The organism is Pseudomonas sp. AOB-7 (assembly GCF_003696305.1).
Taxonomy (GTDB): domain Bacteria; phylum Pseudomonadota; class Gammaproteobacteria; order Pseudomonadales; family Pseudomonadaceae; genus Aquipseudomonas.
In genome coordinates, this window is sequence record NZ_RFFK01000008.1 from 22,235 (window position 1) to 35,256 (window position 13,022).

The 13,022-nt window shown below is 58.3% G+C and carries 13 protein-coding genes; 6 read left to right on the forward strand and 7 right to left on the reverse strand.

Annotated elements, in window-relative coordinates:
• The first annotated feature begins 417 nt into the window (after positions 1-417).
• Positions 418-1,737, forward strand: coding sequence for an OprD family porin (locus EA796_RS15735; protein ID WP_122109282.1), 1,320 nt, complete (start codon positions 418-420; stop codon positions 1,735-1,737).
• A gap of 439 nt (positions 1,738-2,176) precedes the next feature.
• Here EA796_RS15735 and EA796_RS15740 read toward each other — a convergent pair whose 3' ends face one another.
• From EA796_RS15740 to EA796_RS15750, 6 genes are all read right to left on the reverse strand, one after another.
• The gene (locus tag EA796_RS15740; protein WP_122109283.1) at positions 2,177-2,731 is read right to left on the reverse strand and encodes an SH3 domain-containing protein; all 555 of its coding nucleotides are present in this window, start codon (positions 2,729-2,731) and stop codon (positions 2,177-2,179) included.
• 93 nt (positions 2,732-2,824) lie between these two features.
• Positions 2,825-3,655, reverse strand: a complete 831-nt coding sequence (locus EA796_RS15745; protein ID WP_122109284.1) for an HNH endonuclease — start codon at positions 3,653-3,655, stop codon at positions 2,825-2,827.
• Positions 3,656-3,750: 95 nt separating this feature from the next.
• Entirely contained in the window at positions 3,751-4,623 is an 873-nt protein-coding gene (locus EA796_RS23090) for a hypothetical protein (protein WP_147459049.1), read from the reverse strand.
• Between the two features lie 89 nt (positions 4,624-4,712).
• A complete protein-coding gene (locus tag EA796_RS23095; RefSeq protein ID WP_147459050.1) occupies positions 4,713-5,288 on the reverse strand; it encodes a hypothetical protein in 576 nt (191 codons plus the stop codon).
• A 115-nt stretch (positions 5,289-5,403) separates the two neighbouring features.
• On the reverse strand, positions 5,404-5,988 hold the full coding sequence (locus EA796_RS23100; protein ID WP_147459051.1) for a hypothetical protein: 585 nt from the start codon (positions 5,986-5,988) through the stop codon (positions 5,404-5,406).
• A 378-nt stretch (positions 5,989-6,366) separates the two neighbouring features.
• On the reverse strand, positions 6,367-6,873 hold the full coding sequence (locus EA796_RS15750) for a hypothetical protein (RefSeq protein ID WP_122109285.1): 507 nt from the start codon (positions 6,871-6,873) through the stop codon (positions 6,367-6,369).
• Between the two features lie 684 nt (positions 6,874-7,557).
• Between EA796_RS15750 and chrA the strand changes: the two genes are divergently transcribed.
• Positions 7,558-8,895 (forward strand): chromate efflux transporter, encoded by a 1,338-nt coding sequence (chrA, locus tag EA796_RS15755; RefSeq protein WP_122109286.1) that lies wholly within the window; start codon positions 7,558-7,560, stop codon positions 8,893-8,895.
• On the opposite strand, the gene EA796_RS15760 is transcribed toward chrA, so the two are convergent.
• Positions 8,890-9,345: a GNAT family N-acetyltransferase gene (locus EA796_RS15760; protein WP_122109287.1), complete on the reverse strand. Its 456-nt coding sequence runs from the start codon at positions 9,343-9,345 to the stop codon at positions 8,890-8,892. The genes chrA and EA796_RS15760 overlap by 6 nt on opposite strands.
• Before the next feature lie 127 nt (positions 9,346-9,472).
• Between EA796_RS15760 and EA796_RS15765 the strand changes: the two genes are divergently transcribed.
• The 4 genes from EA796_RS15765 to ssuD all read left to right on the forward strand — a co-directional run bounded on the left by EA796_RS15765 (position 9,473) and on the right by ssuD (position 12,966).
• Positions 9,473-10,111, forward strand: a complete 639-nt coding sequence (locus tag EA796_RS15765) for a peroxiredoxin (RefSeq protein ID WP_122109288.1) — start codon at positions 9,473-9,475, stop codon at positions 10,109-10,111.
• Positions 10,112-10,120: 9 nt separating this feature from the next.
• Positions 10,121-10,714, forward strand: a complete 594-nt coding sequence (gene ssuE, locus EA796_RS15770; protein WP_122109289.1) for an NADPH-dependent FMN reductase — start codon at positions 10,121-10,123, stop codon at positions 10,712-10,714.
• Between the two features lie 76 nt (positions 10,715-10,790).
• Positions 10,791-11,756: a sulfonate ABC transporter substrate-binding protein gene (locus EA796_RS15775; RefSeq protein WP_122109290.1), complete on the forward strand. Its 966-nt coding sequence runs from the start codon at positions 10,791-10,793 to the stop codon at positions 11,754-11,756.
• 61 nt (positions 11,757-11,817) lie between these two features.
• Complete coding sequence (gene ssuD, locus EA796_RS15780; protein WP_021445965.1) at positions 11,818-12,966, forward strand: FMNH2-dependent alkanesulfonate monooxygenase; 1,149 nt, start codon at positions 11,818-11,820, stop codon at positions 12,964-12,966.
• Positions 12,967-13,022 lie beyond the last annotated feature (56 nt).

The following is a 13,022-nucleotide window of genomic DNA, read 5'->3' on the forward strand; positions in this document are numbered from 1 at the left end:
AAACCAGCAATAAATAATTTTTAGGAATTAGCTTAGGAGCAGCGCGCAGGCCGGCCCGGGACGCCAGCTGCTCGTAGTGCAGCCAGTAGTCCGCCTTTTGCTGGCTGCAGGTTTTTCCCCGATGCCGCGAAGCATTCACGGCGTACTGCTATGCGAACGGATCGCCACCCGGTACGCCCTACCCGCATCTCGTGAACTTATATGCATTTTTGGAATTACAAAGTAAAAAATAATTCTTTTTAGGGATTAGCAATCGTCTCGTAGATTAGCCACCAGCCGACAGCGGACCACCGCATCGGGCCCGAATCAGGGGCTCTAATGCCAACCCGCCGAGGCCTGCGCCAAGTACGCTGTCCTGCCGAGCCCCTGTGCAGTGCCAAACCCATAACAGCACACACAGCACCTGGAGCATCGAGCATGAACAAGTCCAATCTGGCGCTGGCCGTCGCCCTGGCCGCACTGGCCAGTGAAGCGACCGCCGCCGGTTTCATCGAAGACAGCAAGGCCAGCATCGGTCTGCGCAATTTCTATTACGACCTCAATACCAAGAACACCGCCAACAACAACGGCGAGGCCAGCGAGTGGGGCCAGGGCTTTATCTTCAACTACAGCTCCGGCTTCACCGAGGGCACCCTCGGCTTCGGCCTCGATGCCATCGGCCTGCTGGGGGTGAAGCTGGACTCCGGCGGCACCGCGAGCAAGGCCGGCCGCGAGCGCACCCCCGGCCAGCTGTTCCCGCTCGATAGCGACGGCAGCGCCGTGGACGACTACAGCAAGGCCGGGGTGACCGCCAAGGTGCGCCTGTCCAAGACCGAGGCACGCCTCGGCACCCTGCTGCCGAAGCTGCCGGTGGTGACCTTCAACGACGGTCGCCTGCTGCCGCAGACCTTCGAAGGCGGGCAGATCACCTCCAACGAGATCGACGGCCTGACCCTGACCGCCGGCCAGCTGGAAAGCACCAAGACCCGCAGCTCCACCGACGACATCGCCCTGCGTATCGCCGGGGCCAGCGGCGACGCCGACAGCAACAAGTTCTACTTCGCCGGCGGCGACTACAAGCTGAGCAAGGACCTGACGCTGCAGTACTACTACGGCAACCTGGAAGACTTCTACCAACAGCACTTCCTCGGCCTGGTGCACAGCTGGGCCATCGGCCCGGGCGCGCTGAAGACCGACCTGCGCTACTTCGACAGCGGCTCCGACGGCAAGAACGGCAGCGCCGCCGGTCGCGCCGACGGCTACCGCAGCGCCGGCTTCTGGCGTGCCGGCGACAGCAGCACCGGCGAGGTCGACAACCAGACCTGGAGCGCCCTGTTCACCTACAGCCTGGGCAGTCACTTCGCCAGTCTGGGTTACCAGCAGGTCGAAGGCGACAGCGCCTTCCCCTTCCTCAACCAGGGTGGCGGCTCTTCGTCCTACCTGATCACCGACCGCCAGATCGGCAAGTTCCAGAACGCCGGCGAGCGTACCTGGCTGGCCGAGTACGGTTACGACTTCGCCAAGCTCGGCGTGCCGGGCCTCAAGGCCAGCGTCGCCTACCTCAAGGGCGACAACGTCGATTCCGCCACGGGCGATCTGAAGGAATGGGAGCGCGATTTCCGTCTCGACTACGCCCTGCAGGACGGCCCGCTCAAGGGGCTCGGCCTGTCCTGGCGCAACGCAACCCAGCGCGGCAACGTCACCACCGATGCCGACGAGAACCGCCTGATCCTGAGCTACACCCTGACCCTGCTGTAACCCAGCTGCGACATCTCCTGACCGGCCCGCCAACGGGCCGGCAACGAACTCTTCAAGGTGGAGTACTTTTCGGGCCCGATGGCCCGATTTTTTTTGGCGTCTTTCAGGCGCGTAGGTTGGGCTGAGCGCAGCGAAGCCCAACAGGGCCGGAAGGGGTGGGCGGAAGGCGTTGGGCTTCGTCGCTACGCTGCTCAACCCAGCCTACGCGCTGTCGAAACAAACGAGTCCTGCAGCGGAACAAGGCCGATAACCATCATGATCTGCGTGATCGATTGAACGCTTGGCTCCCGCTGCGCGAATTACCGAATGGCCAGGGCGATGCCCGACTCAAGGCCGGATATACGAATGCAGCCGCGATGACGACAGGTGCAAAAGCAAAGTTTTGCTCGCAACTTGCGGGGTGAGTCCATATACCAGTTGTTAGGCCTTTTCTGCCGAGTTACTTAAATATCTCAGTTGTCTGTACATTCAGATAAATTTTATTGGACAGCTTCATTCCACCACAGTAAGTGAAATATACAGGCTTAGGCTTGTGGTTCACGGAACGCATCCAGCCACCCATTTCTGTGAAATCCGCCAAGGTGCATTTGCCGGAACTTATTAGCTCTTGCGACCCCTTTACGAGCCCCGGGCGGTATTTAGAAAAATCATCCGACCCTTTGATGGCTTGCTCAAGTTTGTTGTCAACTGCCACAGAAGCGGGAGTGGGCTTTTCATCGCTCAGGTATTGAGCGGACACCCATCGCGCAACTTGACCAGATGTTCCCTCAATAGCGCCGTCATAGTATTTTGAAACCCTAGCCCACCCATTCTTTACTTCAAAAACTTCGACAGATTGCCCCTTGTAGATGGTATTTGTTACTGCTGCATTTGCGGCAGGTGCAAGTAGTTCTTTCAAGCTATCGGCTGAAGCGAAATAATTTCCAGGACTATCCGCAGCTGAGTGCGCAAACCCGGTAAAGCAAAGGGCCAACAACAATACGATTTTGTTCATGTGCGACGCACTCCAATAAAAGGCCTAACGTTTGGTTAAGGAGCCGGCTTTAGCCGGTCCCGAGTGAGCGAAGCGAACGGCTTGAAGCACTAGTTACACGGCATTTTTCTCGGCCGTGACGGCTACTGCTTTTAATTTGTTATTGAATTCAGCAGAGTCTTTTGCGTAGTGCGCACGGCGATGGCAGTTTGGGCAAAGTGCAACAACATTCTGTGGATGATCTGGGCCGCCATCGGCAAGACGATGCACGTGGTGGCACTCCAAGAAGGGGCCTTTTTTTGTTTGGAACGGAGCCTCGGAGCTACAACCTTCACACAAGCCTTTGGATCGTACTATGACGTAAATTTTAAGTGCTTCAGAACGATAATATGCAGCCTCTCGTTTTTCCTTTGCACTTGCGGTGAGCGGGGCTTTGCTTAAAGCTGCATCCCTCAGTTCTTCTATGGTTTTATTTCGTAAATCTTTTAGCTTATTTGACCCGTAGACTGCTTTGTATTCTGAAACTTGAATATTTCCAGGAGCGGAATCTATGTCGAGATGAAATACAAATACTTTACGATCTTGGCCATCTCGATCAGGTCTGGTTTCTTCGTGATAACCAAGACATTCCGCAGTGCCGAGAAAGCGAACATGCGCCTTTCTTGTGTACTCGAAAACGTGGATTATTTTCTTGCTTTTGACATGCTTCAGGATGGCTTTGTTACCGGCCTCCATTTTCATGTCGCCGACTTGACCTTCACCGGTATACCAAAAGACACCATCATCCCGGTATTCGTCTCTATATCCATGCTGCTCGCCAGTATCTGATGTGAATATAAAAACTACTGGAAAATCTTTTGGTGTAGCTATCCCACCCTGAGCCTGTCCTTTGTATATCTCGTGTATGTCGGACTTACGGTTGTACTCTTTTCCAATTTCGAACACGGTACGTCCTTATGCCTTGTAACGTTTGGTTAAGGGGCCGGCTTTAGCCGGTCCCTAGTGAGCGGAGCGAACGGCTTGAACCAGTTGTTAGCAACCTACAGCAATTTATTTTGTGGTTCGTAGCAATCAACCAAGCGAAAAGCGATTGCATCTTGAGTGAGGCGGGCATGGTCGATAATTGGCCTGACTTTGAAAATGACGCCCTCAGTGTCAACGTATTTTTGCATTTTTTGTCTTTGTTCTTCATCCCAAGACAACTGATATCGTTGCCCTGAAGATATTATTACTCCCTTGTGGGATGAGAATGCGACCATGTCTAATCGGCCGATTATCTCCATGGAGACTAATAACTCCTCACGGTGCCGCCCTAAAATTGCGCGATGCTCAGGCGTTAACTTTAGCTCAGAGTTAAGGCTTTGAATTTCCATAAACTCTACAGCCTTGCCATCAATCATTTGAATGGTTTGATTTACTGAAGGGCGGGTTGCAAGTGCAGCCATGTAGATTTTTGGACTTGATATCTGGATATTTCCAGAACTCTCGTCAGCGACGACATTTGAAGCGTTAATTATTTGCGTGCCTGAGCCAATATTTGCGTTTATTGCAATATTTATTTTTAGGCCTTTTTCTAGCGCTTGGGCTGCTTTTTCTCTCAGAGATACCGCATCTCTCCAGAGATCAACAACGATCTTTGCTAGTGACTGGCCTCCATCAATTGATAATGTGGCGAATAATTCTTTGTGATTTAAAGCGAAGTCAATTAGTAGTTCAATAGAGCCGGGGTTTACTTTAACCCGGTAATCTAGCTCTTCTTTGAATTTTTTGTTTGATTCGCTTATTCCGAGCGAGATAAAGGTCAGCTTGTCTAGAATTTTCCGCTGACTGCTGATTAGACTCTCAAGATGCCGAAGGTCATAAATTCCATCCTCAGGAAATGAGGTGCCTTTGGCATAAATTCTAAGGTCCATCTCGGAATCCCCAGTTGGTTGCTAACGTTTGGTTAAGGGGCGGGCTTTAGTCCGTCCCAGTGAGCGAAGAGAACGGTTTGAACCACTGGTTAGGTTTCAGTTCGATATTGTTGAAAACCGTTGAGGTAGTGTCTCAAACCAGGATTTCCGTTTAAGAGGCGACCATCTTGAAGCATTTCTTCGATATTTGCAGAGCCAATGGGGTCTGGTCTTCCATCGGGCCAACTAGCAAAGTGATAAATAATAATTGCTGATCTTGGCTCTATGCCAAGTTGACGTTGAGGTTCGTGTCTTTCTGCGTAGTAACTGGGTTGCTGTATGTTTGGTATGTCTAGACATAGATAAAATCGATGCCGCCAGTACTCCTCGTGCTCCTCGCATACGATGGAATGTGTTTTGGAGGTAATTTTTTTCTTTAGTGCTTTGTACTGTTCAATATGTCGAGCAGCTGTTAACCAGTTAAGACGGCTAGGTGCTGGAGGGCTAACTTGTTCCCCGCTGTTAGAAAGCGATTCATATGCACGCTCTAACGAGTGAACAGCTTGATTTAATATTTCTTGGCTTTGTTGCGACCGCCAAGGAAAGTAAATTGCCGCAGCGGCTACAAGTGCGGACATACCGGCAAAGATCGCGCTAGCGATTGATGCAATGTCAACAGGTGTCATTGGCGCTTCCTGAAACCTAACGTTTGGTTAAGGGGCGGGCTTTAGCCCGTCCCAGTGAGCGTAGCGAACGGCTTGAACCATTTGTTGGGCGGCAATTGCACGCGCTATAGGGGGGCTACAATGCCGGCTCATCTGTGCGCTGCCACAGTGCATTAAATCCATCAGTGGCGAAGGGCACTTCACCACTACCAAAGTCGACAAAAACGTAGGGATTCTCAGAGAACTGCTTTTGAACGTAAGCTTTTCCAGCTTGCGTTTTGAGCACGAAAACTTCCTGAGTCACACCTTGATTGCTGGGATCTTTACCGCAGCCCATTGCTGCAGAGATATTAGTCCCATCAACACGAATTACGCGATTGATCAGTGGGTCTCCCTGTTCTGTGAGGGTGCACTTTCTAACTATTTTGAAGCCTATGTTGGCTTCATTTCCGTCAGACGAAACGACGACTATGTGCATTGGAGGTTCATTGTTTTTTGCGTCGTAGATGGCAGTAATCGAAAATTGGTAGTTTGTGTCTTTGAAAGAAATAGATTTAGTGCCTTTCCCGCCTCTATCTATGATGTCTCGATTAAATAAGACAAGCTTCTTGGCGCTAGCTGGTAATTCGGCCAACTCCGAATCAGTAAGTCGTGCGGCTTCGGACGTTGTGACGGTCACGGTTAGCAGCAAGGTAAAGCTGGTTAAGATTTTCTTTATCATAATGGGTGTCTTTTTAGAGTCTAGGCTTAAATTTTATTTTTCCGCACCAAGGAAAGTAGGTCGGATATTTCCGGGTTCGGGTCTATGAGTAGTAAGGCCAAGATGCTTTTCATTGTTGATTCGCTATACATCTCTGGGCTTGAGATAAAGTCTGCCTCTAGCGCATCCTCCACATACTCAGGGAATTCGTAATCCCAAGATAGCTCTGCGTATCGTATCCGAAGCTCGGTTTCAGTTAGCATTTTCAAGGGCAATTATCTATGCGGTGCATTAGAAAGCTGGCAATCGTTTGCAGGGCGAAGGATTTTTGCCGCCCAACGTTTGGTTAAGGGGCGGGCTTTAGCCCGTCCCAGTGAGCGAAGCGAACGATTTGAACCACTAGTTAGAGGCTGCGCCGTCGGTTGGGCTGCTAATAAACTGCGCCGCATGTGAAATTGAACTTGCAAAATATGCGCAAACAATACTCATGTACATGCTAAGTAGCTCTTTTGGCTCGCTAGGCACTTTGCTTTTATCTTCTGTGCACTTTTCGAGAAATTGCCTGAATGGCAACAAGTCTTGCTCGGTCAGCGTTGTATTAATGTTGTGGCTAAATTTATTTCTTAAGGTGTTCAGGTGCTTAATGGTGGGAGGTAAGTTGTATGGGTCTTTAAAGGGAAGCTTTGATATGAGCGTTATTTTTTGCCCAAAGGTAAGCTTGGCACCCTCCCATTGAAAAGGTGCTCGGGTATAAGTAGCTATGAAGTGCTCTAGGTAATGCTCAATAATTAGGTGGCAGCTCAGTAAGAAGCCTAAAAGATCGTAATCAATTTCCTCTAAACGCTGCCATGTAACCTTTCCATCAGAGAATCCACCAACAAGAGGCGGCATCCATTGCTTTTCCATGTTTGCCTCTAACTATTAATTAGACGACACGGCTGCCGCGTTTGCCCACGACAGCTGTCGCATAACCTTCCTTGTCGTCCTGCAAGTCCTTGTCTGGCCTGAAGATGGTCGCGGCAAACGCGACAGCACTCAGGGAGAAACGCGACAGGGATGACGGCAAGCCCAAGCTGCTGGATCGACTGCGCCAGCAGATTCACGCCCGAAACTAGTCCATCCAGGGCGAGCCTGTCCATGCCGGGTGGGCGAAATGCCATTGCGCCTGCGTCACTATCGGTATCTGCCTGGAAGGGCAGGGATCGAGGCATCCCTTACCACCCACAGAATCTGTTGGCAGAGCTGTGGATAAACTGCGCAAAAGCCGCTGCCGGCCAGCGCTCAGGCGGGCTGGCGGGGGCCGTGCAGTTTTTGTTCAAGGGCGCCTCATAAGGGTTATCGCCAGGCGCTATATCCTTGTGGATCAATGCCTTGCCCCGAGTTTTCAACAGTGGCGGGTGGCCATGAGGCGGTCCGCGCGCTCATGCACAGAATCTGGGGAAAGCGCTGTGGATAAGATGCGGGAAAACCGCGCCGGGCCAGGCGGCATCGGGGCTGCGCGGCGCTGGTGATTTTCCGTGCAGGGTCATGCTTGTGGCATAGCGAGCGGCTATAGTGATCGGCCGATTTTTACCCCGTGGAGTGCATTCGATGTCCGATGCTGGTGAGCGACCCGCCCCCGTCAGTCTGCTGCAGGCCTTCTGGTTCTGGCTCAAGCTGGGGCTGATCAGCTTCGGCGGGCCGGCCGGGCAGATCGCGATCATGCACCAGGAGCTGGTGGAGAAGCGCCGCTGGCTCTCCGAGCGGCGTTTTCTGCATGCGCTGAACTACTGCATGTTGCTGCCCGGGCCGGAGGCGCAGCAGTTGGCCACCTATATCGGCTGGCTGCTGCACCGCACCTGGGGCGGGGTGATCGCCGGGGTGCTGTTCGTGCTGCCGTCGCTGCTGATCCTGATCGTCCTGTCCTGGGTCTATATCGCCTTCGGCGACGTGCCGCTGGTGGCCGGGATTTTCTACGGCATCAAGCCGGCGGTGACCGCCATCGTGGTGCAGGCGGCCTGGCGCATCGGCGGCCGGGCGCTGAAGAATCGCTGGCTGTGGGCGATTGCCGCGGCGGCCTTCGTCGCCATCTTCGTGTTGCAGCTGCCGTTCCCGCTGATCGTGCTCGGCGCCGCGCTGCTCGGTTATCTCGGCGGGCGCCTGGCGCCGCAGCATTTCGCCGTCGGCGGCGGCCACGGCGCGGCGGACAAGTCCTACGGCGCGGCGCTGATCGACGACGACACGCCACCGCCGGCGCATACCCGCTTTCGTTGGCCGCGCCTGGCGCTGATCCTGCTGGTGGGCGCTGCGCTGTGGCTGCTACCCATGGGCCTGCTCACCGCGCTGTTCGGCTGGGACGGCAGCCTGACGCAGATGGGCTGGTTCTTCACCAAGGCCGCGCTGCTCACCTTCGGCGGCGCCTACGCGGTGCTGCCCTACGTCTACCAGGGCGCCATCGGCCATTACGGCTGGGTGACGCCGACGCAGATGATCGACGGCCTGGCCCTGGGCGAGACCACACCGGGGCCGCTGATCATGGTGGTGGCCTTCGTCGCCTTCGTCGGCGCCTATGGGCAGCCGGTGTTCGGCGCCGATTCGGCGTTCGCCAGTGGCGCGCTGGCGGCCTGCCTGGTCACCTGGTTCACCTTCCTGCCGTCGTTTCTGTTCATCCTCGCCGGCGGGCCGCTGGTGGAGTCGACCCATGGCGAGCTGAAGTTCACCGCGCCGCTGACCGGCATCACCGCGGCGGTGGTCGGGGTGGTCCTCAACCTGGCGCTGTTCTTCGGTTACCACGTGCTCTGGCCGGAGGGCTTCGCCGGCCGCTTCGACTGGCCTTCGGCGCTGATCGCCCTGGGCGCGGCGCTGGCCCTGTTCATGTTCAAGCGCGGGGTGATCGAGACCATCGCCGGTTGCGCCCTGGTCGGGCTGGCGGTGCATCTGCTGCTATAGGGTCAATGCCAGGCGCAGCCGGTCCCTGTGCTGCAGGCCGTGCTCGAACAGCGGCTCGGGGTAGTGGGTGAGGAAGTAATCCGGCTCCACCGCCACCACGCGAAAGCCGGCGCGCTGGTAGAAGGTCAGCTGGTGGCCGAAACTGCCGGTGCCCAGCTCCAGGCGCCGCGCGCCCAGTAGTCGGGACTGGGTGATGGCGTGGTCCAGCAGCAGGCGGCCGATGCCCTGGCCCTGGTGCTCGGGCGCCACGGCGATGTTCATCAGCTCCCAGGTGTCGGGCGTCAGCGCTTTGAGCAGGTAGACGCCGACGGTTGTTCGGCCCAGGCGTGCCACTACGCAGTGGCAGTCGTGCAGATAGCCGGCGATCGCCTCAGCGCTGGGATCGGCTTCCAGCAAAAGGTGCATCGGCGCCTGGTCCCCGGGGACGCTGTGCAGGCTCGGGTTGGGCATGGGGCGGTTCCATCCGTTTCGTTTAAATAGCTTTAAGTTATAAATAAATTTTTATTTATTCTTTTTGTTTCTCTGCGTTCCTCAGCATAGTGAGCCCCACGCAAGCCACTGGCACAGGAGCGCCACCATGAGCATTCGTCTGGGCGACATCGCCCCCGACTTCGAACAGGATTCCAGCGCAGGCCGCATTCGTTTCCACGAGTGGCTGGGCGATAGCTGGGGCATCCTCTTCTCCCACCCGGCCGACTTCACCCCGGTGTGCACCACCGAACTGGGCTTTACCGCCAAGCTCAAGGACGAATTCGCCCAGCGCGGGGTCAAGGCCATCGCCCTGTCGGTCGACCCGGTGGATTCGCACCTCAAATGGATCGACGACATCAACGAGACGCAGCACACCGCGGTCGACTTCCCGATCATCGCCGATGCCGACCGCAAGGTCTCGGGCCTCTACGACCTGATCCACCCGAACGCCAACGACACCCTGACCGTGCGTTCGCTGTTCGTCATCGACCCGCACAAGAAGGTGCGCCTGACCATCACCTATCCGGCCAGCACCGGGCGCAACTTCCACGAGATCCTGCGCGTGGTCGATTCGCTGCAGCTGACCGACAACTACAAGGTGGCCACCCCGGCCAACTGGCAGGACGGTGACGAGGTGGTGATAGTGCCATCGCTCAAGGACGAGGCCGAGATCGCCGAGCGCTTCCCCAAGGGCTATCGCGCGGTCAAACCCTACCTGCGCCTGACCCCGCAGCCGAATCGCTAAGGACTGACCATGCATGTCGTGTTGCTGTCCGGCAGTCCCGCGGCGCGTTCGCGCACCGAAGTGCTGCTGGACCATGTGCGCCGGCGGCTGGAGGCGCAGCAGGTGGAGGTGAGCCTGCTGCGGGTGCGCGATTTCCCCGCCGAGGACCTGCTGCATGCGCGCGCAGGCAGCCCGGCGGTGCAGCAGCTGCAGGCCGTGGTGGCCAGCGCCGATGGCCTGGTGGTCGGCACGCCGGTGTACAAGGCGTCCTTCACCGGTGCGCTGAAGGTGCTGCTGGACCTGCTGCCCGAGCGGGCCCTGGCGCACAAGGTGGTCTTGCCCCTGGCCAGTGGCGGCAGCCCGGCGCACCTGCTGGCGGTGGATTACGCCCTCAAGCCGGTGCTGGCCGCGCTCAAGGCGCAGGAAATGCTCTCCGGCGTGTTCGCCGTGGACCAGCAGATCGCCTACCCGGAAGGCGGCGAGCCTGCGCAGCTCGACGAGGAGCTGCGCGAACGCCTCGACGAGTCGGTCGAACAGCTGCTCGCCGCACTGGCGCGGCGGCCGCAACCGATCGATCCGAAGCTGTTGAACGACCGGCTGGTAAACGCCCGCTGGAGTATTTGATCCACCCGTAATACCCCGCCTTACTCGCCCGCCAACGGGCAAGCAGGCCCACACTCAACTTGCAAAGGAGGTCGCCATGGGCGCCAACACTTTGCGTCGGAGTCTGGTCGCCCTGTTTGCCGCGGCCATTTCCTTCGGCGCCATCACTCAAGCTCAAGCCGAGACGCTGCGGATCGGTTATCAGAAATACGGCACCCTGGTGCTGCTCAAATCCAGCGGTGCGCTGGAAAAACGCCTGGCCGCACAGGGCGTCAAGGTGCAGTGGACCGAGTTCCCGGCCGGCCCGCAGCTGCTCGAAGGGCTCAACGTGGGCTCCATCGACTTCGGCACCACGGGCGAGACGCCGCCGGTATTCGCCCAGGCCGCCGGTGCCGACCTGCTCTACGTGGCGTTCGAGCCGCCGGCGCCGCTCAGCGAGGCGATTCTGCTGCCCAAGGATTCGCCGATCAAAACGGTGGCCGAGCTCAAGGGCAAGAAGGTCGCCCTGAACAAGGGCTCCAACGTGCATTACCTGCTGGTGCGCGCACTGGAGGAAGCCGGTCTGAGCATCACCGATATCACCCCCGTGTACCTGCCGCCGGCCGATGCTCGCGCCGCGTTCGAGCGTGGCAGCGTCGATGCCTGGGTGATCTGGGACCCCTTCCAGGCAGCCGCCGAACAGCAGCTGCAGGCCCGTACCCTGCGCGACGGTCGGGGCCTGGTGAGCAACCACCAGTTCTACCTGGCCGCGCGTCCCTTCGCCGAAAAGCATCCCGAGGTGGTGGTCGCCCTGGTGGACGAAATCCGCAAGACCGGCGAGTGGACCCGCGCCAACGTCGACCAGGCCACCGCCCAGGTTGCACCGCTGCTGGGCCTGTCCCCCGAGATCACCCGTACTGCGGTGCAGCGGCAGAGTTACGGCGCGCAGCTGATCACCGCCGAGGTGGTGAGTGCGCAGCAGAGGATCGCCGACACCTTCAGCGAGCTGAAGCTGATCCCCAAGCGCCTGAGCATTGCCGAGGTGATCTGGCGGCAGCCGGCCAAGGTCGCCCAGGCGCAATAGAACCCTCACCCCCAGCCCCTCTCCCGGCGGGAGAGGGGAGCGAATCCAAGGAGACCCCTCCATGAGCCTCAATATCTTCTGGTTCCTGCCTACCCATGGTGATGGCAAGTACCTGGGCACCGCCGAAGGCGCGCGCGCCGTCGACCACGGCTACCTGGCGCAGATCGCCCAGGCCGCCGACCGCCTCGGCTACGGCGGTGTGCTGATCCCCACCGGGCGTTCCTGCGAGGACTCCTGGCTGGTGGCGGCCTCGCTGATCCCGGTGACGCAGCACCTGAAGTTTCTCGTCGCGCTGCGCCCGGGGATCATTTCGCCGACCGTGGCCGCGCGCCAGGCGGCGACCCTGGATCGCCTGTCGAACGGCCGTGCGCTGTTCAACCTGGTGACCGGCGGCGACCCGGACGAGCTGGCCGGCGACGGTCTGCACCTGTCGCATGCCGAGCGTTACGAGGCGTCGGTCGAATTCACCCGTATCTGGCGCCGCGTGCTGGAAGGCGAAACCGTCGACTACGCGGGCAAGCACATCCAGGTCAAGGGCGCCAAGCTGCTTTACCCGCCAATCCAGCAGCCGCGTCCGCCGCTTTATTTCGGCGGTTCCTCCGACGCGGCGCAGGACCTGGCCGCCGAGCAGGTCGAGCTATACCTGACCTGGGGCGAGCCGCCGGCCGCGGTGGCCGAGAAGATCGCCCAGGTGCGCGAGAAGGCGGCCAGGCAGGGCCGTGAAGTGCGCTTCGGCATTCGCCTGCACGTGATAGTGCGTGAGACCAACGAGGAAGCCTGGGCCGCGGCGGATCGTCTGATCAGCCATCTGGATCAGGACACCATCGACCGCGCCCAGGCCTCGCTGGCGCGTTTCGACTCGGTCGGCCAGCAGCGCATGGCCGCCCTGCACGGCGGCAAGACGGACAACCTGGAAGTGTCGCCGAACCTCTGGGCCGGTGTCGGCCTGGTGCGCGGCGGCGCCGGCACCGCGCTGGTCGGCGACGGCCCGACCGTGGCGGCGCGGGTGAAGGAGTATGCCGAGCTCGGCATCGACACCTTCATCTTCTCCGGCTACCCGCATCTGGAGGAGTCGTACCGCGTCGCCGAGCTGCTGTTCCCGCACCTGGACGTGGCCGCGCCTGCGCGTCCGGAGAGTCGCGGCTACGTCAGCCCGTTCGGCGAAATGATCTCCAGCGACATTTTGCCGAAGGCGGCTTCGGCGAGCTGAAAGCATCCCGCTCGCTCCCACGGCGGTCCGCAAATGCAATCCGGGAACAGAAACAC